Raw genomic sequence first — 25,565 nt, forward strand, 5'->3', positions numbered from 1 at the left:
TTACTATACACAAGTTAGAAATAAGGTCAATATTTCAAAACTAAAAAGGCGCTCATCGAGCGCCATTTAATTAATAATCCCAAGATTTTGCGCTATCTAAAAAACGGCGCTCCTGCATAGTTAACTTATCGCTTTTACGGAAGCTATGACGACGAGGATTTCCACAGCCAAAGCAACTACAAACTGCCAAGTGGTCTTTTACCCTACTAGCGGATAGCTTTGCTGCTTTAATTGCTTCATCTTTACCTTCTGTGCATGAAGGCAGATACCAGGTTCCGTATAGCTTTTTAAATGCTTTATCTTTCATGCGATTTGCATGATGGATACGTAAACTTGCTTTCTTGTTTTTATGTAACATAGTGATTTCCTCTAACGCCAACACCACCGTGGTGCTGGCTATCTTCGGTTAATCACCTCACGATAAGATTTAATCATTTTACCTCTCAAATCAGTATGCATTCATTGCTTTGTGTTTTGAGTATCCGCTCTTCTCACGCTTCTTTCGAATTGCAAACCTTAGCGCTATTTTTACTTTTAGCCATTTCTATTCCTCATATGGAGTAAAATTGTTAAGGGTTAGTTTTGATTGATCAAGAAACATGGCAGTGCCAATGTCACCAGTATTCATAGTCATAAAACTGTGAGCTTTACACTTTGGACAGTCGGAACCGAGCTTTTGCTTGTCCCAAATAATTGTGCATTTGGGGCATAGCCGATTGTGTTGAATTGGATTTTCATTATTCATGGGTTCTTATTATACATAGTAAAAAGATCAAAGCAACAAAAAATAATTTAATTAACGGCATTTTATTTACTTCTGATATAAAATCTATATAATCTCAAACAAGGAGGGGTTATGGAAACAGAAATTCTAAAGCAAGATTTCATTATGCTTGAAGGTGAAAATGTATGTAAAGGTGATCCTGGCTATATTGAGCCTGGTAATGGAACCTTTAATATGCAAAGTGACTATCCTGTTGAAAGACTGATTCATTTAATGGATAGCTTAGAAGAATGGAAGGTCTGGTATAATGATGAAGTAAAAGACTTATCTGATATCAGAGGTGAAGATTACTTCGAAGATATGCTCAAAAACCCAATCAGAGATCCTGTGTACATTTCTGAGATTGATGGGAAAGCTTATATTTGGGATGGTTGGCATAGAGTGGCAGCGTCAATCAAAGCAGGAAGGTTAACGCTACCAGCAGCGGTAATGAAACATTGACAGTTCTCACCTATGGTGAGTTTATTTTGCTTCAGGGGTATAGCACTGTATGTAGCCAGCATTTCCATGAAGTGATTCCGAGTATGCAGAAAGTGCTTCTTGAAGAGTGCCTTTGGCTACATCAATAGAATGAGTCCATTCATTGCCAATCATGAAATACCTGATCATAGCATATGATTCTTGAGTATCTTTGAATACAACAGATAAGGAGTCATCTTCAACAGATGTTTCTAAGATGGAATTAAGTTCGATTTCAGTTCTTTCTCTAAGCTCTTTCAGGGCTTTACTAAACTTCATTTCTATAATCATAAGACTTTCCTTTTTTATTATTTATTGCTCAATTATTGTACCAATAAATAAAGGGAAAGTCTCTTGATATTAATCTTTAGCCTTATACAAATGATGCTCTAGATCTTTCAAATACTCGGCACGGTATGGAGACCATGTATACCCTCGTTTTTCTAAATGCTTCACTAACTCTTGGTTATGAATGCATTCGAATTCAACGCCAGCATATTCAGAAAGGTTGTTTTCTACATGATCAAGGAATCCTGTCATAATCCCCTTTCCCCGCATGTGTTCACTGAACTCAATACTTGAAATGCAGAAGCAAGGCGGTAGCGAAGGATGTAATAGCTTTCTTACATAAATGGAACCATTATCGCTTCGAAGATATTTGTTTCTAAGTCCAAGTTGAGATGCTAATGATTCTTTTACGAATGAGTCATATTCTTTGATGAGAGTGTCTAGTTCTCTCTGAGATTCTTTATCCACTTACTTTACCTCAGTTAAGTTTCTTTGCTTCCGCATACGTCATTGGCGGTTTCACTTCTGAATTACACGAATTGCAACATGATGCGCCATCTTCATGCACCGTGGCGGTTGTATCTTGCTTACAATATGGACAGCTAAAATCCATGATGACAAAATTGGGATCTTAAAAAAAACGCATGTTAATCTCCTAAGTGTCTTTAGATACTAGCATTTTTCCAATAAAACAAAAGCACCAGAACATGATTCTGATGCCTGTGTAACACAGGGGGTAAACCCCCTGATTATTCAATCGTTATGCTTTCCTGTCCTAGTAGCTCTTCAAGCTCTTCTTGACTTACTTTTCGGTAAGGTATTCCAAGCGTTTTCGCAGAGATTGCTAGGTGAGAAAGCTCATGACCAAATACAGAAATTATACCGCTAAATCGGTCTAGTTGTTTAACCCAATCAGAAGGGATTTCATCACCGATCAGAACTCGTTTCATCCCATCATCAGGGAGGCTTTTGTTCATGCTATTCCAAGGTTTGCCATGTATAGAACCTGAGACAATAATGCTATCTGTATTGTGCTGAGTTAAGGGATTATCCATTCTTCTTGAGTCAATAAGGGCTTCAGGATTAGAACCGTCCAACAATGTTTTAATTGATAAATTTTCAGGGATCATATCTGCGTTAATTGATGTTTTGATATGGAAATTTATTAAGTACGTGTTTAAAACAATTAGAGAATGGATGCCTTCTCGTACACAGTCTTCTTTCTTTGTTCTACTGTCGGTTAGTAGCTTATACCCATCCACCTCAAGCTCTGAGTTAGATGCTGCGGCAATTTCGAAATCACTTAGTGATACTGGACGCTCTATTGTGTAACGGCAAAGTGATGCCTTGTACAGTGACTTGTAGATGTCAATGCACTCCTTTAACCGCTCAAGACTCCAAGATGGTGATGTTAAGCCCGAATTAAGCTCCTTACTTTCCACAAGTAATTCTTCAATTTTACCTTTCAGATTGTCGTACCCTTTTTCATTAAAGACCAGTTTTGTAAGCTTTGGCTTTTTCTTAGAGTACAAAAATCCATCGATATATATGAAGTTCCCTTTCGTAGCCAGTTCGATCACTTCACCTGTTAGTGGTGAGCATTTGGCTAAATACGCCTCCCCTAGCTCATAATCATCGATACTTAATGGGAATAACTTGTTAACACCATCCCTCTTGAGAATCCTAATTTGAAATAGTCGAAGTTCTTTGTCAGATAAACCAAATTCGATGGACACAGGTGCATTAAATGCCTTTTCAACACTAAATATGACATCACGTATCCGCTTCTCAAAGGCTTCTGAGTAATTTGATTTACTTCTGCTTATGATTCCACTAATAACGCCCTTTCGCCCTTCCGTGGCTGATTCAGGCTTTCCTAGCGCATAGTAAATTCCTTTCCCGTTAGACGAAATAGAACTCGAAACACCAGTTAGTTCGAATTCCTCATATTTTTGTATGTAGGCATGAGAACAGCCGTAGTCCGATAGCAACTTCAATTTATCGTAAGCATCATTAATGGAATTGCAAATGTAGGATTCGTAGAAGCCTCCTAGCTCTTGCTCCTTAGACTTTGAAGAGCAACTGCGAACGATAAGAACAGTGTTCTTTGGAAGCTTTCTAGATACCTCTTTCCAGCCTTTTTCTCCAATCGCAGTGTCTATTAGATATCCGTCTTGTTTTTTGAATTGATTCAGAATCTTCCATTTATCAGGGTAAGTAAACTTACTGAGAAGTAGCGCTTTATTTGTATAGCCAAGTCTCTCGGCATTACATGTTTTAATATACATGTAAAAGTACGGCATCTGCGTAGCTAGCGCCGCAATTTCACCCCCTAATAAAAATGAAGTCATAGGTTGTGGTATTTCATCCATATAACCAAATATATATAACCCAATCATTAGTGTGATGATTCCATAAGCAATCATCTTTCTTTTAGGGAATGAGATTAGGGATTGGATTGAAACCAGTGCTAAGAAAATCAGAACATAGGCTTTTGAGCCTTCTCTCTGTAGTTGACTCATCGTAGAGTGGCTGATTATTCCGTAATAACTGATCAAGTCATCAAGGTAAAAATAAGCCAGGATGATAAAGACTGGGATGGTCAAAGCGGTCAAAAGTACAAATGGGTTCTGCCTAGTCTGAAAATAATATGAGTTGTACACTAGTGATTGCAATGGGAAGCAAAAGAGACGCAAAACAACACCTGCTGCTAAGAAGCAAGAAAGCCAACCAAGGCTTTTAATAACACTTGATATTTCACTTGTAACGTCTGCTACTGACCAGTGATTGTCACGATATTCTTGAAGTGAAGTGTTATAGGTATACTCTCTACCAATTTGGTGTCTTATCTCTTCGATTGAAAATCTTTCAAACATGGGAAGTTCGCCAATGTACTGGTGTCCAGAATTGGTTAGTACATACCCTGCTGTAATCGCCAAACCTGCTGTTTCCTGGTTGCTACTTAAAGCCACATAAAGGTAATCTTTGGGTAACGATTTAAGCTCTTCAAAAAATGCTTCCCTTCCAATATCACGGTATGACAGAGTGATCATCATATCTTTGGGTATGTTGTCCATACACAGAGGTTGCGCGAGACATAGAAATCTTACTTTGTCAGTTTCCTTTACTAGCTGAGTTATTTTAAAGGGATCGGCTACCCTCTGGTTATAGTAGTCAGGGGTAAGATTTCCACCTTCTTCAAAGTGTCGCTTCAATCCGCCTTGATAAAAGCTAAAATCACTCACTCCCGCATCTGCAAGAACATTGTTCATTGTTCTATATGTGTTGTCATAGTAATCGACAAATACTGCATTTTTGCCATCAAAAAGCTCTTTGATTTTCCAGTTTGGCAAAAGAAGCAAATCAGTAAGAGTGGTGATTTTTGCGTTGTAGACCGTATGGGTTTGACGAATATTGCCAGCACTTCTAAGGTCATACAAATTCATGTCAAAGATGCTTGAATCGGTGGCATACGGTATTGGTCTTGAAGAACTAAGGTTATTGAAGCGGCTTAGGATATCTGATTCTTTAATGATGCTAACTTTAAAGCCCGTTCTTTCGTAAACTTCTCTAGCGGCTCGTACACGGTCACTGAAGAAACCACCAGCGAAGATAGCGTTACCATTGATTGAGCTAACATAGGCAGCTAAATTGGAATACGCTTCCCTTTCGAATGAGGTAACAATGTGAGGTTGAAATGATACTGAACTTTCTTTGAAATCAATGTAAACAATCTCAGGAGAGATTTCTTTTGGTAATTTCTTGTAATCAGTTATAGATATGACAGTATCACTAATGTTTTGAGATTCATAAAACTCAACATCTTCACGTAAAACTGGAGATTTAATGGACGATTCACGCTTCATCACATCCTTGTTTAGCTGGCTATCTGGTCTGGACTGCCTGACAATATCAAGCTCACTTTTCCTTAATGAAGTTTGATGATCAATAAAGTAAAAGGAACCAAGTAGCGAAACTGTAAGAAGGATGATTGCTGAGATCAGAGAGGTTGACGTTTTAGATTTTCTTAAGGAAGGAAAAATCCCTGCAATAACAGAACCTGTTACCCCGATAAGTGTAGAGAGCGCACTAACACCATCAACAAGTGGAAAGGCTAATGCTGGCATTGAAAAGGTTATTATGAAAAACGCAAATAATATCCGCCGTATCTTATTTATTTTCATTGTTAAATTTTCATTGGCTAAAATAGATAGTCAGAACAATGTTCTGACTATATGCTTACAGAGAATCACCACGGGTAGTTAATCGGGGCTTCGACATTAGATCTTTCATTGCCTGTGTCGGTGCTGGTGGATTCTCAAGGATGTTCGTTAACTTATCGAATGACTTATCACTAAGAACAGTGACATTTTCTTTAGAATTCATTGACGAAGTTGAATCATCCGTTTTTGGTTTAGGTTTTCCAAACGGGAAGCTCATAAAATTTACCCTTTAATTAATTCAATAAAAAACATTCTATGTAAAAAATAATTACTGTCAATATGCATAGCAATATCAATATAAAAGCCAGCTATTAGCTGGCTTTATGAGTGCTAGTTGGTTAGTTTGAAGTTTCAGACTCAAACTTATGCTTGATGACAGAGTAATCATACATATTGTCTTTTACAGCGCCAATTTTGTATGCGATTTCGCCAGCTAAGCGATTAAGCATACCTTTAAACTCTTTCTCTTTGCCTGTGATGTAGTCAATCAAAGCAGCTTTGTTGTAGTTGTTCATGTTTGCAAGACCGAATGTGTCTTCAACCCACTTGGCAGCTTTTTCATTTGATCCAATCGTATCTTCGATACGCTCATTTTTTTCTTGAGCAATCTTTTTGCGCTTCTCTTGGTTCTCAGCGTCTTTCAGTTCTTTTTTGGTTAGTTGCTTTGGAACGCAATCAGAAACCATTTCAGACAAATCACCATCACGCAGACGGAAGTTTGAAGAAGTAATAAGCAAGCCAGAACCTTGACGCTTAACGCTTAAGCTCGGTTCTTCTTTCTCAATCAGTGCTTGAATTTCATTGAGTTCCGAGTCAGTTAGCTTTTTACCAACAGTAGGTAGTAGCTTTAAAGAGTTCAGTGCTGATTGTCGCAAGTAATAAGAAAATTCTTTCATGGTGCTTTCCTTCTTAATTTGTTGTTATCAATTATACATAAATCACGCCGAGAGTCAACAAATGAAGAATAAAAAACATTCCTATGACACTATCCAAACGGCTTTATATGTGAGGAAAGTGCTTGGATAAGTCATTGAGAAATAGATTTATAGATTAATGGATAGCTCTACAGGGCAGAAATCATCATCAAGATCACATTGCTCTCTTAGGTTAGTTAAAGCATCTTCAATGCTTTTTCCACTAGCGTAAGCTCCGCCCATTGAGTGGTCTTCCATTTCCCAAATATCACCATCGAAAGTAGCAGATACAGAATCCCAATAGTTCCCTTGCTTTGTGTCAAAACAGACATTTAAAGGAGCGCAGGGATTGTATTCAGAGCTTTCCACAAAACTAATTGCTTCTTCTTTGGTTGCAAAAAGACCGTCACCATCAGGTGCCAGTCGGTAGTTTGTATTGAAAATAAACTCAATAAGCTGTTTTGCTGCCGATACGCTTAATTGTTTTTCCATGATAATTAATTCCTGCCTTGTCACTCGTTAATTAAGATAAATCAAAGAGAGCCATTAAAGTACTAATTGATGGTTTCCCTTCTCTTTTGCACTCGTCATCCAGCTTTTCAAAGATATCGGCTTTGTTTTCGATTTTCTTTTCTGGAAAGAGTCTGTAAATATCCATTCTTATGATAATGTTTCCGATATCATTACCAAATTTGTCAAAAACCCAACTTGGAGAGCAATAGTTTAATAAATAATTTTGCACTTCCGCTGGTGTGCGAATTCGCATGATGAAGTCGATATCAATCGTCAGTGTTTGAGCTTTCTCATTCCAGGTTCGGTCTACAACTTTCATCAGGAAGTTGTCAAAAGGATGCTGGTCAAATAGCCCTTCGGTTTCAATTTTATCGCCAATCATATAGCGATCATGATCTCGTTTTGCTTGAGAATTTAGCTCAAGACTTCGGATGTACACGCAAGTTTTTGACATGCTTTTTCCTTAAATAGGCAAATGTCGCTCAATGAATGTTTTGCAGATCTTGCTGTTATCTGAAATTACCCATTCAAGATAAAAATCAAAATTGAGCTTAAGGAATTTGATTAAGTTCTCACGCTCTTTAATCGCTTGATTGTGCGGAAGAAGATATTCTAGTTGAGTTCTAGCTTTTTCAACGATCTCATCATCAAAAGAAAATGTAAGATCGGCAGCATCAAAATCTTCTGGTGGATTAAGAGCATCCACTTGACTAAAGAAAACATCCAGCTCTTCTTTTGACGTAAGTAAGGGCTTCGTAAAGCTTCTAACTTGAGTATGCAAAAAGAATACTGCTCGTAGCAACTCGGGGTATTGTGTTAAATACCATACAAACTGAGGATAAGTTGCTTGCTTTAGCTGCTCATTGATCTTTCCAAGCATTCTGTGTGCAATGGTTAGTGTCTCTTCATGAATCGTAACACCATTCTCAGGGCATGAGTTCAGCCAAAGAGCCTCATTTACCCTTGCTTGATACATATCAGGGGTAATTTCATATTTTTGATAAACGCCTGTCATTTTGTAGGCTAATTTTTCTTTAAATAAATCTCTAGCGTAAGTGTCTGAGATAGAATCAGTCTTACTCGAAAGATTTCCCTGCTTATATTCAAAATATAGGGAAGGAATTTCAACCAGCATTTCTTCAAGATCGGCGCGAAGTGTAGGATAAAATTTGTATAATGGATGGCTTTGTAAAGCCATGCTAACAAAATCATCTAGCATCTGATCAGTAATCAAGAACTCTACATCGTCAAATACTTCAGAACCCAAATCTTGAGGGATAAAATTGTCTTCAAGCAATTCCATCACTGTCTCGGTTGCAGCTAACAAATCATCCTTTTTATTCCGAAGGATGTAAAACTGAGCTGACATAAGCTCTTTTGCAAAGTAGTAATTGCTTTTGGTGATAAAAACAATGTTCTCTAATGTCAGGTCTTGAATGCTCTTATCAATACGAACTTTGTTGTAAATCTTGAAAAAAAACTCAACTGTTTCTTTTTTAATCACAATACTTTTAGTTTTTGCGCTCATGATATGCCTATCTGTAAGTTAAATTCGACAAATGATTTCGTTGATTTCTTCATCAATCAATGAAATGGTGTTGTCAGGGTATGTCTCAGTGTAAGACGATACATATTCTAGTTCTGAATTCTTCTTGAGTGGTGTAAACGCCATCAAACACAAACGGTTCATGAAAGTGTTGTCGTTAGAAGCTAGGCAAAAGAATGTCTGCGGGTATTTTTCTGAGATTTTAATAATCTCTTCAGAGTATTCTTTAACTTTCTGATTAAACTGAGCTTCTGGTAGATACAGGCAACAATCCTCTTCAACTTGCTCTTCTTTATCGAATGGAACATACATTGTTTCAGCTTCTGTCAGTACGCCCAACTCACCTTTTCTAACAGCAAGGAAAATTGACTCATTGTTACTACCAGTGAAAGCATTTCTTGGGTCGCCAGGCTCCTTATATGGGTGCGATTCGGTGCCAGTGAATTCTCCAAACTTTTCAACAAGACCTGAAAGTAAAGCTTCGTTCTGTGCTAAGTAACTAATAGATGTACATGGGGTATAGAGCCATTCTAGCCATCTAGAAGTTACAATGAGAGGCATATCTTTGTCAGTATCATTAAGAATAAGTGGTACGGTGGTTGTCATATGGTGTCTCCTTTTGCTGTTCCCAATTATACATAAATAACTATGGAAGTAAAGTTTGTTGTTTGATACAATAGAATTATCTAAAATTACTAAACGTTTAATATGAGTGAATCAAATTGTGCAAAATGCGGAATAACATTTGTTGGCAAGGATATTTTCCAAACCTTCTTGGAACGGTACGGTTCTGTATGGAAAGCAGCAAGAACCGCTAGATCCTGTGGATGGACAAGAAAAGAGCCTAAGAGCTTCGTAATAAATAGAGTGCTTGTTAAAAGCAAATCTGGCGATGTTCATAGATGCAATAATTGTGGAAATGTGGTGCCTGCGCATTATTGACGAACCATGTGTTATGAATTATGGTTAGTTTGTATGGATAATGGAGTAATATCATGAAAAAACAGGTTTTATTTGCGATTGTTTTTGCTATATCCTCGGCTGGTGTTTTAGCTAATGATAATGGGGCTGAGAACAAAGTTGATGTCATTTCCATTAAAGAACCTCAGGCATCAAGTAAGATTACACCCGAGCTGATAAAGAGTCTGAACATTCAGGGGGCTAATGTCACTAAAAATATTGCTATGCAACTTAGTGAAAAGTTTGGTGGTAGAGCTAACGCGATAGAGTATGCTGAAGTTGTAGACTCACTTGTTGCAGATAAATACCCTGAGTAAAATTCCAGCGTTGATAGTTCTAAGGGCTGGTTTGCCAGCCTTTATCCATACAAAGAAAAAATTTATACATTAAAAACAATTAATAAAAGACTCTATTTTTATGAATTCCACCGCATCGAAATTTAGCAAATTCCAAGCTTTTAAAGCTTCGGTAATGAAAGTAACTGATAGCACGAACAAAGAACTTAAAGTGACTTTTTTTTACTCTATTGTTACAGCATCATTGTTCATCATACCTTTGACTTTGTTTACCCTGTGGATTGCAGAGCTTGATTCTAGGGCTGAATTAATCATTGGTCTTATGAGCTTTTGTTTTTGGGTTTTATCAACCGTTAAAATTCATTCAAAAGTGGCGTCTAAAATCATGGAAAGAAATGAAATGCAGTTGAGGGAGATTATTAGTGGTTTCTCAAAGGCTGAGCTAGCCTTTTTCTATAATCAAGATATCAATGAAAACTCCATAAATATCTCAGTTTTAGATATGATTCGAGCCTATGTGAGTAACAAACAATTCAGTTAGTAAAAAAGGCTTGATAAGATCAAGCCTTTTTTTGTGGTTATCTTTTAGAATTATTTAAATAAAACATGGTAGTGACTATCATCAAGAACCCCTGCGCCACAAGCTGCCTCCACTACATCTTGGACATAGAAATAAGCCGTTTTGTCTGTGCTGATACTACAAATTTTTGAGAGTAATTGGTCTTTGTTAATATGGCTATCAACATCAACATTGCTGAAAAATCCAGACTCTCCTGTGTAATCATGTGGTTTGTTTGGCATCAAATAGATCTCTTTATCTTTTAGGTTATTAGATAAAAATTCGCACAGCCATTCCTGTAGTGAGCGACCATCAATACACTTTGGTTGCGAGATCTCAATATTGGTTAGACTCATGATGCATTCCTTAGCGAGATTGAATCTTTTGGCAATGCAAGGAAAGTAACTTGAAAAGATTCTTAAGATACTTACTCTCATCTGTGTATCCAACCAGACTTTCATCATCAATAATTGCCATCATCAAGTAGGCTAGATCAAGAAGGTCGTTTTCAGAGTCTTTAGCAAGCATATATAGTGCTCGACGGTCTTTTGATAGATTACTTCCTTTATCATGGCTAAGATCCATCAAAATGCTGTGCTTTTTGCTTACCAGTGACTTATGCATTTCTTTCGCAAGCTTAACATTAGCTTTGGAAGTGTCTAGCTTAAAAATATCTCGCAAAGCAAAATCGAGCTTCTTACCTGTTAAAAGCATTGCGATGTGGTACAAAACCTTCTGTTTGTACTTTTCTTTTCTCTTTGTATTGAGTTTATCGAATTCGTGGTTTGATTTTACTTTGTTAAGTAAGTCCTCTAGTTTTTTAAACTCTTCGCTACCAAAAGAATCATAAAATTCATTGAGCATTACTGTTAGCTTTGCGCTTTCATTCTTTAGCTTATCAGTCAGGTGTGTTAGCGAAGTGTTATTGTAATGATCGCTAAGAGCCTTGTAGCCTGAAACGACTTCAACGGTTGAATCTCCAATGCGTAAGTCCATTTGTGAGTCAGTGTACGCATTGTCAAACTTTTTAGAGAGCTGATGTACTTGGTTTTTGTGCTCACTGATTGCAAACCGCACACCAGAAACAATTCCGCTTTGCAAAATGATATTGAGCTTTTGGTTAGTTAATTCGATTTCATAACCCATGCTTTCACCTTAACTTAAATACTTTACTTTTAATCTTATTGATATATAATACTTGAAAAGTAATAGCATGTAAAGGTAAGAATATGTTGTTAAATTTATCAGATTTTGGAGTTATCAGTGAATAAATTAGCCCTATTTGGTCACTTGTTGCCAGATATTGACGAGTTGTATCTAGCACTACCAGAAAGCTCACCGTTGAAAGAGAAGATGAAGAAGTACATTGAGCTTCCGACAACTGTGTTGTCGGTTACGGTTTGCTCTGATGGTGATTTCAAACTTGTAATCCCAGAGCATTTATCAAATGTTTCAGGTGTTATTTTGGTTAATGAATCAGATGAGGAAGATTACAAGTTCGGAATCCCCGTCTACAACTCTTATGATGCACAAGAAGTATTTTTGGACTTTATGAAGCAGGTTGAGATCATTTCCAGTCGCGAGTCTCGTGTTCATCAAGTTCAATTAATGATTCATGGTGCGTATGAAGCGATGAAAGAATCGCTTGAGGTAGAATATTGCTGCGGTAATTTTTCGCTTTATGTAGATTTGTTGAAAGATAAGGAAGTTAAATGAAAACCCAAAAGGTAAAACCAGTACATTTGTTTGCAAGCCAAATCCTTGATTACATTATTGGGGCAACAAACTACGGTATTCATCGAATCGAGGATTCTCATCTGGTTATCGAGGAAGGGACACTAGAGCATTATAATAACTGCGGTCTGTTTTCAGGGTATTCTTTCGATAAAACAGAGCTTTGCGTCTCAATCTATGACCACAACCCTAACCTAACAAAAGAAATCCTGGCTCTTTGCATGAAGCATGATGGTATTGAGGGTCAGCCTGAAACTACATGGATTGAGCAATTTTATGATGAAAACTTCGGTTTTTCATTCTGGATGCTTGATAATGATAAGAGCATTGAAGAGCTTGAAGATGAATCTATTCGCAAGGCTCGAACGATTCAATGTATGTTGTTCTATGTATTCTTTATTCTTAAAGATTGCATTATGAATACAGACTTCGAGTTTACAGAGTCATTCAAGAAAAACGGTTGGACATTTGTTGATGGTAAATCAACCTACTATAAAATGCAGCGATATGTACTAACGCCTGATTACGTAGCTGATTATGTGATTGAAAAGACTCAACAGTGGTTGTCAAATTCTTACGGTTCAGCAGGAGCTTTTAGTAGTGTTACCTCTACAGCTAAAGCCGCATATTCTGAGGCTGTGGCAAATACGTATGGATTCTCACGTTACGAAGTAACATCTGTTAAGCTAGACCTATCTGAATACACTCTGGAGGATTTTGTATGAGTAATAAAGAGCTGAATAGTGGTCAGTCCTACTGCCCGACTCTTAAGTTGGATGTTCAGGAGTACCTAGATGATCCCCTATTTCTCGCAACAGGTAGTTCCTGGCGACGAATTCTTCATCAAAGCGGTAAGGGCGCTGTAGTTCCTTGTAATCATCATATGGACAATCATGTCGATCTAGATGCCGATCACAAGCTTCTACAGCTTATGTCAGCCTCACCAGAGCTTTTCGAGTCAACAGCGATGCTTTTAAAAGTAGTTGAGAGGTTAATCCAGAATAAGCCCGTTAAGTGTCTGGATGAGACGATCTCATTTGCTCAAAAAGCAATTGAAAAGGCTCAAGAAAGAGCTTAGGTAGAATGATATGGTTGGAGCGGCTTGATATTCAAGCCGCTTTTTATTTATCTTATTAAATGCCAATTAGCTGCTAAAAATCTTTCTCTTCACTTCTTTCTGGCAAAAATCGAAAAATGATAGTGGTGAATTCAAAGTGAATATTTTATCTGAGGGTTCTAAGGCGCGTAATTCACCAAACATATTTCTCTCAGCCATCCCCTTCTCTACCAGTCGTTCACATTCATTCTCAATAAACTCAATCGATACCTTAGCGTCTTTTGCCAGCTTGTCTTTGGAGACAAACTTGTTCTTGTCCTGCTTGTATGAAAAGCACAAATGCATATATATGCTTGAAATCCCGACAATTAATGGGAAGCTGTTATTTTTGTAAGACATATCAATACGGCTATATTGTAATTTACCATAAGGCGATTTAGGCGCATATTTTATGGATGTGTGCCAGTATGTCAATATGTCTTACATGGCATAAATATGTGAACCTACACCATGTGAACCGTTCCGATGATGCTGGTGTATTCATTCCCTAAATCTTCTAAATCACTGCCATCAAAATCAATGATGGTGAAGGCAAGGTCTTCAGGGTATGAGATTGGAACTGTGCTCATTAAAATGCTCATAGATTTGCTTCCAAGATCATGAGATGTGTCAGAATCAAACGTGACTAAGTATTCACCAAGAGCTGACAGGTCTTCATGATGGACTTTTTCTTTAACAGCAGTAATTTTAATGGTGATCTTGTGTTTCATGGTAACTCCTTGTGTTTGGCTTTATGGTCACTCTAGCAAACTCCATTGCTATTGGATGTGATGGATTGTCACAAAATCTTTTGTAATTATCAGACTTTTTATTTGACTTATTAATTATGTACTGTATTATAGGTTACAGAATCGAGTTGCGAGTTACTTGATTTAATAGCCATTAACTACCACTATAAATTTAGACCATTGCTTACTCTCTTTTTATAGTCAACAATTCAAAAGAGCCACTTTGTACGCGAGTGGCTCTTTTTTTATGTGTTTTTTATGGTATTATTTATTAAAAATAATTCTTCTTGGTATTTTTATGTCCAAAATAAAAAACACTGTTCAAAATTTCTTTGTGAATTCAATCAGAGTGATATTGAAAGGGCTTATCAATGTTTGCTATAGAGTTAGAAAAGAAAACCTTGATGTTCCTAAAACGGGTAGGTTGTTGCTAGTTGGAAATCATGTTAGCTATCTAGATGCGGTTTTACTTTCCCTCAAGATAAAAAGACCTATTCGATTTATCGTATATTACAAGATATATAACAATTTTTTGCTAAATCGGTTCTTTAAGGCAATAAAGGCGATTCCTATTGCTGGTTATAAAGAAGATAAGCAAGTCTTTAGCAAAGCATTCGATCTCATTGCCGAAGCTCTTGAAAACGAAGAGGCTGTATTTATCTTTCCCGAAGGAATGATTACCTATAATGGAGAGATGAATGAGTTTAAATCTGGTATCGAGCACATTTTGAAAAGAACTCCAGCACCAGTCTACCCTATTGCTATTAAAGGTCTTTGGGGAAGTTATTTCAGCCGAAAGAAAAATAAACCGTTATTTGGAAAGCTATTTAGTAAAATCACTTTGAAAGGCGGAAAGGTGATCCCTGCTGACAAAGCGGACAGAAAATCTCTGTTCAATGCAGTATTTCAATTGGCAAAAAACTGATTGTATTGTAATCTATGCATAATAAATTATTGAATAAAACCCATGCTTTATCTCAAGTTATGGGTTTCTTTATGGTGTGTAAATGGGTTATACAATATCAAAGTCATTAGAGATTATTGGAAATCAAAATCAACTTCTTGACCTTTTAAGTGAAGAAATTTCTAAGGTATGCTGTTTATCAAAGGTTCCTGCTAACTTTGAAGGGAAACTTGTGATAAAAATTTCTGATTCTTACGGTTATTTTGACGGGTATGGTCACTTCATAAAGGTAATCTCTGAAATGCCAGCATACCTTTCACCATTGGGGTATGATCCATTAGACTTGGGTTCAATGTATTTCTTTGATAAGAATATTTCTGAGTCAAACGGAATTGAAAAATCAATAACTAAAAAATTAGATGAAATGTTCTCAGAACTGAATTTTAAGGTTGGAGAGCATAACTCTAGGATTCTTGCTCAGGTTCTGATGGCAAAATGGTCTCAAAGCGAAGATGTATTAATTCATAGAGGCTTAGAGATTAACAGAATGGAAGCGGAACGATTAAAGGTTGTTTAAAATGGAAAATCAGGAAAACGAATATTTGAAAAGTATCGGCACTATAGTAATCAGCTCTCTAAAGGATTCCCTGGCTTCTGTGTCAACACGAATTGATAGTGTACCTATAAACAGTGTTTCTTTTGTTAGGGTGTCTTCTTTTGATGTCTTTAATGGCGAAGGGGTCAATAAATGAACAATATGTCTTTTACATGTCAAAGGGCTATATCAGGATTCAAAGTATCTCCAAACCTGGAGGTTACTATTGATATCAATCCAAAATATCACTTATTTATACAAGTTCCTGAAGAGCAAGATACCGTCTATGTTTCTATTAATCACACAGAGCTTGATGAGAACATTCATAGGCTAAACTGCACACTCTATATTGAGGATGGAATGTTCAATTTTGAAGTTCACGGACACAAATACAGTAGCGACCTTTCTGCTGATAATTTGACCGATGAAGATGTGCAAAATCTGGATGATATTTATGAGTTTATTGAGCGAATTTTCTTTCAGAAAATCAAGAAACAGATCCTACATGCATCAAAGCTTTCATGTGAATCTACTCAAACGAGATTTGTATTCCTGAATACGCTAACGGGCTTCACAACTAGCTGGAAGCTTGGCGAGGCTGGATTTAATAATGTGAACGAATATCTTTTAGAGCTGTCCGAAATAGACCCTAGAAGAAATGTATCAGAGTGGAAGCTTATAGAATATAAGTGTCACACAGATCATGAATTCGAATTTACCAAACATATGAAGCTAAGGTGAGAAGCCCTTTAACGGGCTTCACTATCGACGTTCCTGTCTTTTAGTATGAGTGGATAATTTGATATTTCGTTTGCCTCTTGCGAAATCAATGTTCTCAATGTGGTATTTGAATTGCTCAACTGTCCCTTCAAAATTAATCTGACCATCTTCATCCAAAGCATAAACTTCATCTTCTGAATTCATTTCATTCAGATCAGCAGACTCAAGAAGCAAAATAAACTCGTTATCCACGGGTTCATCATGAAAAACTGATAAAGCCTTTTCTAAATTAGATGTAGCCAGCAAATATCCGTTGGTATCAATGACAGCATATGTCAATAGAGGGGTGATAATGTCGCAATTTTGTGATCCCTGTCTAACTCTCTGATTTTTCATTAATCACATTCCTTATAGAAATCAAAAACTCAATATTTTATTGAATATAAATAAGATATAGCAGAACAATCGAAAGAAATCAATACAGCCATAACCGTAAGTGGTTAATTTTAAAGCAATTTATCTAAATTGTTAAATTACACATTATTTTTTAGAGTCTTTTCTATAAAAATAAATATTTTCAAATGTTGAAATTTGCTTACATTTCGCAGTAAAAATATGTCAGAAAAAAGTTGACTAGCTCGTTTGTAAATGTATTATTGTAACCATCAGGCGGGGTTATATATCCACCGCTAAAATATATATCAATACCAAATATAATGACTATAAGCTTTCAAAGGAAAATGTTCATGAAGAAGTCTTTTATTGCACTGGCTCTTGTAGCCGCATCTGTTACAGCTCCAATGGCTCATGCGGAAAACGAGAGTCTTACTCAGTTCGGTGATATTGCTCAAATCGGTGTTCCTATCACTGCTGGTGCAATCGCGCTATGGAAGGGTGATACAGAAGGCTTTTTTCAGCTAGCGGAAGGCGCACTTTACACGGCAGCAGCAACACACGCTCTAAAGTGGGCGGTTGATGAAGAACGTCCAGATGGTTCAGGAAACAACTCGTTCCCTTCTGGTCATACATCGGCAGCTACACAAGGTGCAGCGTTCCTACAGTTCCGTTACGGATGGGAATATGGTCTACCTGCATACGCTGTATCAGCGGTTGTTGGCTACTCTCGCGTACAAGCTGATAAACACTACTGGCGCGATGTGGCAGCAGGTGCAGCACTAGCAACGGGTATCCAGTATGCCGTGACAAGTATGGGTTACTCAATGACCAATATCGCGTTCGCACCATACGTGAATGGTGACGAGGTAGGTCTGTACGCAAGTATGCGTTTTTAATAAATTAAATAGCCCTGTCGAGAGGCAGGGCAAACCATTTGCTTCAATGGCGCATTGCGCCTTTCTTTATTCTGTTACTATAGCAACCCTTGCAGTTTTAACTTTACTCTTTTTTTATAATGAATATAATTTAACCTCATTAAATTAATAAAAATTAAAGGTTAATCGTGTTCTACTCTGCCCATGAAAAGTCCGTTTGGATACAATTTAAAACAGATATAAAAAACTACATAAATGTAAGTGGATTGGAAGCCGCATTGCTTTTGATTTCTTGCTTTTCCATTTCAGTTCTAAATCACCATTTTGAAAGATACAACTCTCTATTTTTGTCATTTAGCTTTTCAGTATTGCTGATTTACGCCACGGCTTGCTTTCTCAAGTCATTTGTAAAGTCCACCAGCGTTGATAAACACCTTTTCCATCATAAAATTTCCCACTCTGAACCTTATAAGTTTCTTGTTAATAACTGGAAGTTGCTTTTCGGTATCCTGCTAGTCATTGATATTGTCTTGGTGATGTCTGGAGAAACCAGGATGTCACCAGAAATTGCGACTGAGCCACTGTTCACCCCAGAAAACTATGAAAAGTTTGGTGGAATATCATCAATTTTATCGCTTGCTCTAGCTTCTTTGGTAATAGGTGGTTGTGTTTCATTATTCTCTGGAGCGATCTACACACCTCTTATATTAGTAGTCTTTACCATGTTAAGAAATGTTAGTTCAGACAAGATAGCTGATGCAATTCACGGCGGTGAGGAAGGAATGTCTAAGATATTGGAAGAGTTTTCTTTGATTTGTTATTCGATATGGTTTGGAATCAAGAAAAATGTTGTCACTTCTTTTCTGTTTATCTATTTGGTCACAGCGTGTGATTTATCTTTGATGCTTCAACTTGATCTCCAGATTGTCATTAACATAGCTATGATCGTTCAATCATTTCTAATTGCTTTTTATGGGTTTTACTTTTATGCGAGAACTCTGCAATGGCGAAGAAAAGGTTAGAAATTATTGCTTGTTTAATGAATCAAATGGTTGATAAAATCATTTCGCAATTAATTTGGTAAATATAAAATGAATGAACAAATAACAAACAAGTCAAAAGAACTCGAATCAGATGGGTACTGCTATCAGCTCAATGTTCTGGCTAATCAGGAATTTAGCAGCTCTAATCCTAAGCAAGTGTTTCTTGTGAACTCAAAATCTCCACTAACAAAAGGTGATATGATCAGCTTGCCTATTGAACTGTCCGATGATGATATAGAGAAAAACGTAAGCAAGTACCGTTCATATTCGATCCTTAAGGCTACACACCACCTTGACAAGCCGTTTGCTGTATTGGAAATCCTTTCTCAAAAGAAAATTATTGTAGAGAAAGAAATATCGAACAGATTGGTTGAAATTGATCTGCCTCAGCCTGAGTGCAGTGGAGATGAAAAAGCATGAGTTTGTTCCATTACCCTTTTGACAAGTCAATTGACGAAGACGTAAGAAATGGCTTAAAGAAAGCTATGTGGTTTTCTGGTATATCTTTGGTTGTTATTGCTTCTAGCATCTCTAGTGTCGTTTTTATGATGTAAGGATCGCGATGAAAGTTTTCCTGCAAAAAATGAATGATGATTCTAATCGTCTTGGTAGAGAGGAAAGTTCTATCTATCAATACTGTATTTTGAATGATATTCCAGTTGTTAGATTTGGACTCAATGAAACCCCTCTTGAGGTAGGCAGTAAAGACATTGTTGTAGGTAACATTCCTTGTATTCACAGAACGCTAAAATCTTTAGGTGTTGAGCCTGTTGATATTGAGGATTATCCAAGCTGCCTTCGATACCTAATGTGTAGGGAGGTTGAAGAATTGACGGTCTCTCAAGCAATGTACCGTATTGCTGTTTTAGGTGAACAGCTCTTTGCCAAGCCTAAACAAGCTAAGCTCTTCACAGGGCAAGAGTTCAGCCCTATGTCGGGGATGAGTATTCTTAGAGGTTTAAATGGGGATACAGAGCTGTATGTTAGCCCTATTGTAACCTGGCTGTGTGAATTCAGAGTTTATGTTAGCCAGGGTAAAATTCTCGCTTCTTGTAGGTACGACGACAATCCTGACGAAGATCTGTCAATTGACATGAGTGTTGTTGAGAATGCGGTTGAAACTTTAACCAATAACGGATTTTTTCCAAATGGTTACAGTTTGGATTTTGGTTTGTTGGATACAGGTGAAACCGCGCTTATTGAGTTAAATGACGGTTATTCGCTTGGAAAATACAAGGGAATTAGTGATGCTGATTACTTTCATTTGATAAGTAATCGATGGTATCAATTAGCCGAGGGTTAAGGTTAACCCTCAGCTAACCCGATCATAGCTTATTGGCTAAGTTAAGAAGCATTTGCTTAAGCTCGATCTTATCAAAGTCATAGAACTCTTTTAGATCGCTTCGAGCGACACTAGCAGAGTTGAGCGTCCAAGTCCCAATACGGGTGAAATCGAGCAGAAATGATTTTAATTCAGAGTCAATTTCAGCATCATCAACATATGGTCTGATAGATGACATTGATGATACGAGTTCTGATAACTGATTCAGAGCAAGCAAAGTAAATTCCCTGTTTAAATCGAATGGCTTCTGACCCTGTGCAAAAAGAACAGCGCTTCCATTTGCTTTAGTGCCTACAGGAAATTCGTGATTTAGGACATCTTCAATTTCTTTAAAGTTCGATAGACGAACAATAGTTAAGGTTTCGTAATTCATATCGCTCTCCGTTATGCTGTAATTATACAAAAATAAACTTAAAAGTAAATAGGAAATAATATGTTATTAATTAATAAAATCCTTAGAGCAATGGGTTTTGATATAAAGCCATCTAAATCCGAAATGAAAAGAGCAATGCAAAATGGTTGGGTTACTTTTTCAAAAGATGTGCTACAGGGTACTTATTCTCAACAGTATCTTGATACGTATTTTTTAGTCCTACACGCGCAAAGCAAAATCGATGAGGATGAGAGAAAAATGCTTATTGAGCTTGCTGAGCGTTCGATGATGACTATGTGTCGAAGTGGGGATCTGGACGTGAATCTATACGGGATTTCAGGTCTCAAACTGCTGAACTCGAAGCACACTCAGTCTTTTGCAGAAAAGATAGCCTCTAAGAATGAATTCGTTATTGTTTGTCCACCAGGTGCTCGTACTGGTAGATACATGCTTCCTAAAGAGGCGGTGCAAATCATACTAAATTCAGAGCTTCCAAAGCCAACACGAGACGATTGGGAGCTTGCCAAGATTCCTATGATTTAATGAAAAATGCGCGAGATTCATACTCGCGCTTATCAATTTTTAGTAAAGATTAATTTTCTTTGCAGCCTCAAGCCATTCGGGGAATTCATGATTTATCGAGTCATAAATTTTTTCGTCTGTAACTAAATTGGGGTCATGCACAGCAAAAAAGCCAGCATTATCAATTTTTCTTCCGCTTAGTTCATCTAATTTAACTAAATACTTAAATTCTGTGTTTTTCTTTAGTTTATCGAGAATTGTCATGTCTTGAGTTGGATCGTAGTTATCCTTACCAATTCCTACAAATTGCCAGAATATTGGTTTAGTGGATGAATCCTTTATAATTTGTGTGGTAAGTCGCTTATTAGCTGTATTGCCATCAGTAACAAAGATGACTAGAACAGGCAAGTCATAGCCAGTTGTATCATAGAATTTTATGATTTCTTCTAATGCTCGATTGTAATTAGTTTGACCAAAATTTGGTTTTTCAACTTGTAATTGCTCACAGAAATTGTTGTAATTTTCGACATTAACAGAGCACAAATACTTTGCGTCCGTTCCAAAGCCGAACACTTCAATTTCACCGTTATCATCAAGAATTATTGATTGAGCAAGACATTTTTTTACAATTTTTGTTACTGTTCCGTCTGATAGCATTTTTCTCATACTGCCAGAAAAATCAAGACATAAAGCAACTCTTACAAGTTGGTCTACAGGGTCGAATCCGCTTTTTTTCATTGATATAAGAGTTTTTTTTGCAAGATTTATTAATTCAAAATCCCCTTCTCTTTCAAGTTTCTTAAGCTGAATGTCAATGTTTTTCATTATTTAGCACCTGTTGCATTTTTATTTTTTCTTAATATTAAATTAAATACTAGAAAAAATAAACCCAGAACAATGTTCTGGGCTTTCTGTGCTAACTAAATACCTTTCTCTTCAGCAATCATGTTGGCGACTTTTCTGCGGTGAGACTCTGCTTGTGGTGTGCCACCAAAGTTAACGCGATAAAAGAACTTAAGAATTTGCAGTCGGCTTGGCTTACGAACTCCGTCTTCACGCAACTCATTGGATGGAAGAATCACATTAGTGAATGTACGTTGATCTACGACATCTAGATCGCGGTAGTATAGAAAGTTTCCATACTCATCAATATATGGGAATTCATTATCTACGAACTTCAGGATTGTAGTTAAGCGTTGCTTGCCATCAACCACCTCAAGATACTTATCACTTGATTTAGGATCTACAACTACCGAAATTCCACCCAAGGGAATGCGATGAAAGATAGATTCAAGTAAACATTGCTGCTGATCGCGAGTCCAAACGTATTCACGCTGATAGTCGGCATCCAGATATAAATGACCTTCTTTTTTCATTGAGACGAAGTGACCAATAGTAGTGTTCTGTGACGTAACCATCAGCTCGTTGCTAAACATACCCATAGTTACTCTCCCATCTCAAAGATTTCAAGAATTTCATTGTTAAAGCGTTCACGTAGAATGCTGTAGATGTTGTCAATGGAGAGTAACTGATCATTAGAGTATTCATCAGTTACTTCGTTTAGAAGTTCAGAAAACAGGGTTTCATTAAGTGTAGAATAATCAGCCTCACCTTCACCACTCTCACCAAATGCTTTTTGTGGATATTTAGCTTCGAATTTACTTAAGACATCGTTATTGAAGTGCTCACGTAGAATTGAATGGCACTCACCACAGTCGGTAACAATATTGAAGCCTTCATTGGCTAATACCTGCAATAGGTAAGAGCGTTCTTCCTCTTGGGTCATTTGGCTATAATCAACAGTCATGGTGTGCTCCTAAACGAATATTTAATTTCTTTATTTGTCTTAATTATACAGAAAAAGAGCACAGAGTCAATAGCTAATACAAGAGAAGAAAAGAGCACATCGAGAGTGGTTGCGAAGCAACTTAAATGGATTTTAGCGCTTTAAATTGCCTTCCTGGTCTTCCGTTTTTATCAGTGTAGCTAACCACTTCACAGTCTCGAACAAGCCTGCTAGTTACCGAAGTAAGCAAGATATCGTAGCCTATTTCGCTTAAAAACTGCTTAACCTCAGTAGCAATAAAGGTTCTATCTCCAAACGAGTGAATCACGGCTAGCCAGTGTTTTCTTGGGATGGTTTCTACTAAAGATTTTGTCTCAAGCTGATCTTCAATGGTGAAGTCGAACGGTTTGTTTAATGAATTAGGAGTGACCCCAAGGATTGTTTTTGAACGGTCTGAGTTAATAAAACCATACTCAATATCAATCCTCTCCAACCAATATGTTAGATTAAGATTATATCTGGATTCCTCTAAACCAACTTCAAAGCCGTAACTTACAGCTTTTCTATACCAGTCGCCTTTTAGCATCCAGTAAATCCCCATAGCGTACTCAAGTGCCACATCTTCAATCTCTGAATTATGACGAATAAGTCTTGCTACGTAATTCGCAGACCATAAGAATAGGCTTCTATAGTCATGGATATTTTTTCTGCACTTAAGTTTTTCATCCTTTAAGTTAACGTTATTCAACTCAAGTGTTGGGAATCGGTTAGTGCTTTTTAAATTACTGAATGTAACGCCTGTAGGTACAGCGTTCTTAACCCATCTAGGATAGAACCTTACAGCTTTCAACCCGCCTTTTAAAGACTTGGACTTGTTAATGATCTCGGAATGTACACGCTCGAAGAACTCTTCAGTACCTACATATTTCAATGCAGCCTCAAGCTCTTCCTTTAGTGTGTCTGAATCATGTATTTCGTGGAATTTTAGGTGTGTTTTGTACGCTATCTTTACTGCGATTCTGAAATCGGAAGCCCAGTATTTATCGTTGAAATAGAAAGTCTGATTGTGTACAGATTTCGTTTTCTTACCCCTGACTTGAATTTCATTTTTGGCTCTATGACAAACAAGATTTGGATAGTAAGCTCGTTCAGAATCACTCAATGTAACTGAGTCGAACTGAATAATCAGCCCTCGAATTCCAAGACCTTGCATCGCAGGATTGAAAAACCATAATGGGTCATTTTGTTTCATAGTGGTTAGCGATAACGTCCAATAAATTAAGTGTTTAATGTGTCATTATCACTAACCAGTGGAGAACGTCAAGACCGTGACTCAAATGCTGGGAAAAAAATCAGTGATAGTATCTATCCGCTTCAGGATTTCGCTCAATGTACCATTTAGAAAAATGCCCTGCATTGTTATTCCTCAATCTTTCAGAAAACAAGTCAGGCTCTAAGCCTAAACAGTCATTAACCATCAAGCTTGTAAATTCACTTAGGCAGCTAGAATCAAACGGCTTGCTATGCATTTTGGATTTCACCGTTTCAATGTTTGATTCGAAAAATCCCTCAAGAAGCTCGCGGCTCAACGTTTTAATGTTGGAATCAATACATTTGTCATAGAAGCTATAGGATTCACATAAAATACTTAGTGCTTCAGCAGTATTAAAACAATACCTATCTTCCTCATTTAACAATGCTGCAAGCTTATCTCTGGAAAGTTCTGGATTGTCATGACTTGGCTTTGAGATATGATCGCCAAGATTCGGAAAATCATAGGATACTGGAATTACAAGCGCATCGATAGCATCAAGAGAAAATGAGCAGTGACTATCATTCCATAGCTCTTTTGCTGCGGTCTTTGAGTATGAAATCCAAAATTTATTGTGAGCTAGGAACATTGTTCCTGTGCCAAGCCTTTCAAAAAGATGAACTCTTACATTGTTTTTCACTTTATTGTTCCTCCACACTAAGAAGCGATAATTAGCTTGTAATTTGGATTTAAATCTTTCAGTCGATCCATTGCCGATTTAGCACGTTCAAATCGCTCATGGAAAGTCATTAACACTTTGATACCAGCTTTTTCTGAGAGCATATTGTTGCTTTTCAAATTGGAGATCATTTCATTATGAAAAGCTTCGCGGTTAGGGAGTAAAGACATCATGTCTGAAACGAAATTGTACATCTCAATCAGTAAGACTTTAGATAGTTCGGTTTTGTCGAATTTGTTTTTGTAATGACGCAAATCTTGATAACTCAAGCCTTCAGAATAATGATACGGCAACGCGACCCCATTTCCTACTTCGAAGGTGAATTGTTTGCCTACAACTGATTTTAAGTGATGATTTCGAATATCATACCCCAATGAGTATGGAATGCTCATTCTCCCATCCTCATCGGTTACATGGCGAAAAATGTACTCAATTTCCCTATAGATAACTTTAACTAAGTTTTGAGTCTCAGCCTGGATTGAGATTGCACCTTCAGAAGATAGCGCTACAATTTTCAGGAAGTCTTGAAATTTACTCGGCATTGACTTCAGTAAACTTAGATGATTTCGATAAACTTGGTACAAATGAATCCCGTTTGACGACTGCTTTTTGATTTTGGCTTTAATGCGGCTTTCTTCTTCTAGCTTATCGTCTAGACATAGGTAGTACTGCTCACTTGAATAAAGTGAGTAGTGAAATCTCAATGACTCAAGCTCACGGTTCAAAGTATCAACAAACATGGGGTAGTTGTGTTTATGTGATTTGTATTCTTGCTTTGCTGCAATCACCGACTCGATTTGAGTCGAATTTAAGTCACTATATAGCTTTGAATTTAAAAGCTTAAGGGCAAGATAGGTAGAAAGATCTACATAACTATCATGACAGATGTATCTCATA

36 protein-coding genes are annotated in these 25,565 nt (G+C 37.1%); 14 read left to right on the plus strand and 22 right to left on the minus strand.

The features are described from left to right. Positions 1–70: 70 nt before the first annotated feature. On the minus strand, positions 71–358 hold the full coding sequence (locus R7Q39_RS19600) for a hypothetical protein (protein ID WP_053312545.1): 288 nt from the start codon (positions 356–358) through the stop codon (positions 71–73). Between the two features lie 498 nt (positions 359–856). On the opposite strand from R7Q39_RS19600, the gene R7Q39_RS19605 reads away from it, so the two are divergent. After that, entirely contained in the window at positions 857–1,225 is a 369-nt protein-coding gene (locus R7Q39_RS19605; protein WP_318076666.1) for a hypothetical protein, read from the plus strand. Positions 1,226–1,246: 21 nt separating this feature from the next. On the opposite strand, the gene R7Q39_RS19610 is transcribed toward R7Q39_RS19605, so the two are convergent. From R7Q39_RS19610 to R7Q39_RS19650, 9 genes are all read right to left on the minus strand, one after another. Further along, positions 1,247–1,534 carry a hypothetical protein gene (locus tag R7Q39_RS19610; RefSeq protein ID WP_318076667.1) on the minus strand — a complete coding sequence of 96 codons (288 nt, stop codon included), beginning with the start codon at positions 1,532–1,534 and terminating at the stop codon, positions 1,247–1,249. Between the two features lie 69 nt (positions 1,535–1,603). Beyond that, positions 1,604–1,783, minus strand: coding sequence for a hypothetical protein (locus R7Q39_RS19615; protein ID WP_318076668.1), 180 nt, complete (start codon positions 1,781–1,783; stop codon positions 1,604–1,606). Positions 1,784–2,280: 497 nt separating this feature from the next. Further along, entirely contained in the window at positions 2,281–5,715 is a 3,435-nt protein-coding gene (locus R7Q39_RS19620) for a PEP-utilizing enzyme (protein WP_318076669.1), read from the minus strand. 55 nt (positions 5,716–5,770) lie between these two features. Beyond that, the gene (locus tag R7Q39_RS19625; protein WP_021485745.1) at positions 5,771–5,971 is read right to left on the minus strand and encodes a DUF1778 domain-containing protein; all 201 of its coding nucleotides are present in this window, start codon (positions 5,969–5,971) and stop codon (positions 5,771–5,773) included. 121 nt (positions 5,972–6,092) lie between these two features. Further along, complete coding sequence (locus tag R7Q39_RS19630) at positions 6,093–6,650, minus strand: hypothetical protein (RefSeq protein ID WP_021486056.1); 558 nt, start codon at positions 6,648–6,650, stop codon at positions 6,093–6,095. Positions 6,651–6,797: 147 nt separating this feature from the next. After that, entirely contained in the window at positions 6,798–7,160 is a 363-nt protein-coding gene (locus tag R7Q39_RS19635) for a hypothetical protein (RefSeq protein ID WP_021485642.1), read from the minus strand. A gap of 31 nt (positions 7,161–7,191) precedes the next feature. Next, on the minus strand, positions 7,192–7,635 hold the full coding sequence (locus R7Q39_RS19640; RefSeq protein ID WP_318076670.1) for a hypothetical protein: 444 nt from the start codon (positions 7,633–7,635) through the stop codon (positions 7,192–7,194). Positions 7,636–7,644: 9 nt separating this feature from the next. Further along, positions 7,645–8,709, minus strand: a complete 1,065-nt coding sequence (locus R7Q39_RS19645; protein ID WP_318076671.1) for a hypothetical protein — start codon at positions 8,707–8,709, stop codon at positions 7,645–7,647. A gap of 18 nt (positions 8,710–8,727) precedes the next feature. Then, a complete protein-coding gene (locus R7Q39_RS19650; RefSeq protein ID WP_116921008.1) occupies positions 8,728–9,333 on the minus strand; it encodes a hypothetical protein in 606 nt (201 codons plus the stop codon). Positions 9,334–9,722: 389 nt separating this feature from the next. On the opposite strand from R7Q39_RS19650, the gene R7Q39_RS19655 reads away from it, so the two are divergent. Further along, on the plus strand, positions 9,723–10,004 hold the full coding sequence (locus R7Q39_RS19655; protein ID WP_116921007.1) for a hypothetical protein: 282 nt from the start codon (positions 9,723–9,725) through the stop codon (positions 10,002–10,004). Between the two features lie 154 nt (positions 10,005–10,158). Then, the gene (locus tag R7Q39_RS19660) at positions 10,159–10,524 is read left to right on the plus strand and encodes a hypothetical protein (protein ID WP_133297298.1); all 366 of its coding nucleotides are present in this window, start codon (positions 10,159–10,161) and stop codon (positions 10,522–10,524) included. 50 nt (positions 10,525–10,574) lie between these two features. Here the strand turns inward: R7Q39_RS19660 and R7Q39_RS19665 are convergent, their stop codons facing one another. Both R7Q39_RS19665 and R7Q39_RS19670 read right to left on the minus strand, forming a co-directional pair. Then, positions 10,575–10,898 (minus strand): hypothetical protein, encoded by a 324-nt coding sequence (locus R7Q39_RS19665; RefSeq protein ID WP_116921005.1) that lies wholly within the window; start codon positions 10,896–10,898, stop codon positions 10,575–10,577. Between the two features lie 10 nt (positions 10,899–10,908). Continuing rightward, the gene (locus tag R7Q39_RS19670) at positions 10,909–11,688 is read right to left on the minus strand and encodes a hypothetical protein (RefSeq protein ID WP_116921004.1); all 780 of its coding nucleotides are present in this window, start codon (positions 11,686–11,688) and stop codon (positions 10,909–10,911) included. Between the two features lie 117 nt (positions 11,689–11,805). Here R7Q39_RS19670 and R7Q39_RS19675 point away from each other — a divergent pair, with 117 nt between their 5' ends. Genes R7Q39_RS19675 through R7Q39_RS19685 form a run of 3 tightly spaced genes read left to right on the plus strand, consistent with a single transcriptional unit; the run spans position 11,806 to position 13,354 of the window. Continuing rightward, positions 11,806–12,258, plus strand: a complete 453-nt coding sequence (locus R7Q39_RS19675) for a hypothetical protein (protein WP_318076672.1) — start codon at positions 11,806–11,808, stop codon at positions 12,256–12,258. Beyond that, a complete protein-coding gene (locus R7Q39_RS19680) occupies positions 12,255–13,001 on the plus strand; it encodes a hypothetical protein (RefSeq protein WP_116921003.1) in 747 nt (248 codons plus the stop codon). Before R7Q39_RS19675 ends, R7Q39_RS19680 begins: the two co-directional genes overlap by 4 nt. Then, entirely contained in the window at positions 12,998–13,354 is a 357-nt protein-coding gene (locus R7Q39_RS19685; RefSeq protein WP_116921002.1) for a hypothetical protein, read from the plus strand. Before R7Q39_RS19680 ends, R7Q39_RS19685 begins: the two co-directional genes overlap by 4 nt. Positions 13,355–13,420: 66 nt before the next feature. On the opposite strand, the gene R7Q39_RS19690 is transcribed toward R7Q39_RS19685, so the two are convergent. Both R7Q39_RS19690 and R7Q39_RS19695 read right to left on the minus strand, forming a co-directional pair. Continuing rightward, positions 13,421–13,732 carry a hypothetical protein gene (locus tag R7Q39_RS19690; RefSeq protein ID WP_133297297.1) on the minus strand — a complete coding sequence of 104 codons (312 nt, stop codon included), beginning with the start codon at positions 13,730–13,732 and terminating at the stop codon, positions 13,421–13,423. 104 nt (positions 13,733–13,836) lie between these two features. Then, positions 13,837–14,103, minus strand: coding sequence for a hypothetical protein (locus tag R7Q39_RS19695; protein WP_229624110.1), 267 nt, complete (start codon positions 14,101–14,103; stop codon positions 13,837–13,839). A gap of 316 nt (positions 14,104–14,419) precedes the next feature. Between R7Q39_RS19695 and R7Q39_RS19700 the strand changes: the two genes are divergently transcribed. The 3 genes from R7Q39_RS19700 to R7Q39_RS19710 all read left to right on the plus strand — a co-directional run bounded on the left by R7Q39_RS19700 (position 14,420) and on the right by R7Q39_RS19710 (position 16,361). Then, a complete protein-coding gene (locus R7Q39_RS19700) occupies positions 14,420–15,046 on the plus strand; it encodes a 1-acyl-sn-glycerol-3-phosphate acyltransferase (protein WP_165851144.1) in 627 nt (208 codons plus the stop codon). A gap of 82 nt (positions 15,047–15,128) precedes the next feature. Continuing rightward, positions 15,129–15,602: a hypothetical protein gene (locus R7Q39_RS19705; protein ID WP_053318955.1), complete on the plus strand. Its 474-nt coding sequence runs from the start codon at positions 15,129–15,131 to the stop codon at positions 15,600–15,602. 171 nt (positions 15,603–15,773) lie between these two features. After that, positions 15,774–16,361, plus strand: a complete 588-nt coding sequence (locus R7Q39_RS19710; protein WP_187027007.1) for a hypothetical protein — start codon at positions 15,774–15,776, stop codon at positions 16,359–16,361. Positions 16,362–16,382: 21 nt separating this feature from the next. Here the strand turns inward: R7Q39_RS19710 and R7Q39_RS19715 are convergent, their stop codons facing one another. Next, positions 16,383–16,736 carry a hypothetical protein gene (locus tag R7Q39_RS19715; protein ID WP_045591904.1) on the minus strand — a complete coding sequence of 118 codons (354 nt, stop codon included), beginning with the start codon at positions 16,734–16,736 and terminating at the stop codon, positions 16,383–16,385. Between the two features lie 350 nt (positions 16,737–17,086). Here R7Q39_RS19715 and R7Q39_RS19720 point away from each other — a divergent pair, with 350 nt between their 5' ends. From R7Q39_RS19720 to R7Q39_RS19735, 4 genes are all read left to right on the plus strand, one after another. Then, positions 17,087–17,632, plus strand: coding sequence for a phosphatase PAP2 family protein (locus R7Q39_RS19720; RefSeq protein WP_229624114.1), 546 nt, complete (start codon positions 17,087–17,089; stop codon positions 17,630–17,632). A gap of 167 nt (positions 17,633–17,799) precedes the next feature. Further along, entirely contained in the window at positions 17,800–18,633 is an 834-nt protein-coding gene (locus R7Q39_RS19725; RefSeq protein ID WP_318076673.1) for a hypothetical protein, read from the plus strand. Positions 18,634–18,702: 69 nt separating this feature from the next. Further along, positions 18,703–19,074, plus strand: a complete 372-nt coding sequence (locus R7Q39_RS19730; protein ID WP_116920996.1) for a hypothetical protein — start codon at positions 18,703–18,705, stop codon at positions 19,072–19,074. Positions 19,075–19,216: 142 nt separating this feature from the next. Beyond that, complete coding sequence (locus R7Q39_RS19735; protein ID WP_318076674.1) at positions 19,217–19,957, plus strand: ATP-grasp domain-containing protein; 741 nt, start codon at positions 19,217–19,219, stop codon at positions 19,955–19,957. Positions 19,958–19,979: 22 nt separating this feature from the next. Here R7Q39_RS19735 and R7Q39_RS19740 read toward each other — a convergent pair whose 3' ends face one another. After that, positions 19,980–20,369 (minus strand): hypothetical protein, encoded by a 390-nt coding sequence (locus tag R7Q39_RS19740; protein ID WP_048516260.1) that lies wholly within the window; start codon positions 20,367–20,369, stop codon positions 19,980–19,982. 60 nt (positions 20,370–20,429) lie between these two features. On the opposite strand from R7Q39_RS19740, the gene R7Q39_RS19745 reads away from it, so the two are divergent. Next, the gene (locus tag R7Q39_RS19745; RefSeq protein ID WP_318076675.1) at positions 20,430–20,912 is read left to right on the plus strand and encodes a hypothetical protein; all 483 of its coding nucleotides are present in this window, start codon (positions 20,430–20,432) and stop codon (positions 20,910–20,912) included. A 39-nt stretch (positions 20,913–20,951) separates the two neighbouring features. Here the strand turns inward: R7Q39_RS19745 and R7Q39_RS19750 are convergent, their stop codons facing one another. From R7Q39_RS19750 to R7Q39_RS19775, 6 genes are all read right to left on the minus strand, one after another. Next, a complete protein-coding gene (locus R7Q39_RS19750; protein ID WP_318076676.1) occupies positions 20,952–21,716 on the minus strand; it encodes a VWA domain-containing protein in 765 nt (254 codons plus the stop codon). A 95-nt stretch (positions 21,717–21,811) separates the two neighbouring features. Further along, positions 21,812–22,333: a DUF262 domain-containing protein gene (locus R7Q39_RS19755; protein ID WP_048516257.1), complete on the minus strand. Its 522-nt coding sequence runs from the start codon at positions 22,331–22,333 to the stop codon at positions 21,812–21,814. Between the two features lie 2 nt (positions 22,334–22,335). Continuing rightward, positions 22,336–22,698, minus strand: a complete 363-nt coding sequence (locus R7Q39_RS19760) for a hypothetical protein (RefSeq protein ID WP_048516256.1) — start codon at positions 22,696–22,698, stop codon at positions 22,336–22,338. A gap of 121 nt (positions 22,699–22,819) precedes the next feature. Continuing rightward, the gene (locus R7Q39_RS19765; protein WP_318076677.1) at positions 22,820–23,929 is read right to left on the minus strand and encodes a hypothetical protein; all 1,110 of its coding nucleotides are present in this window, start codon (positions 23,927–23,929) and stop codon (positions 22,820–22,822) included. 100 nt (positions 23,930–24,029) lie between these two features. After that, the gene (locus R7Q39_RS19770; protein WP_133297296.1) at positions 24,030–24,629 is read right to left on the minus strand and encodes a hypothetical protein; all 600 of its coding nucleotides are present in this window, start codon (positions 24,627–24,629) and stop codon (positions 24,030–24,032) included. Positions 24,630–24,646: 17 nt separating this feature from the next. After that, complete coding sequence (locus R7Q39_RS19775) at positions 24,647–25,564, minus strand: hypothetical protein (protein ID WP_045591888.1); 918 nt, start codon at positions 25,562–25,564, stop codon at positions 24,647–24,649. Between the last annotated feature and the right edge of the window lies 1 nt (position 25,565).

Origin of the sequence: Vibrio sp. 947 (assembly GCF_033339115.1) — a bacterium.
Classification (GTDB): domain Bacteria; phylum Pseudomonadota; class Gammaproteobacteria; order Enterobacterales; family Vibrionaceae; genus Vibrio; species Vibrio alginolyticus.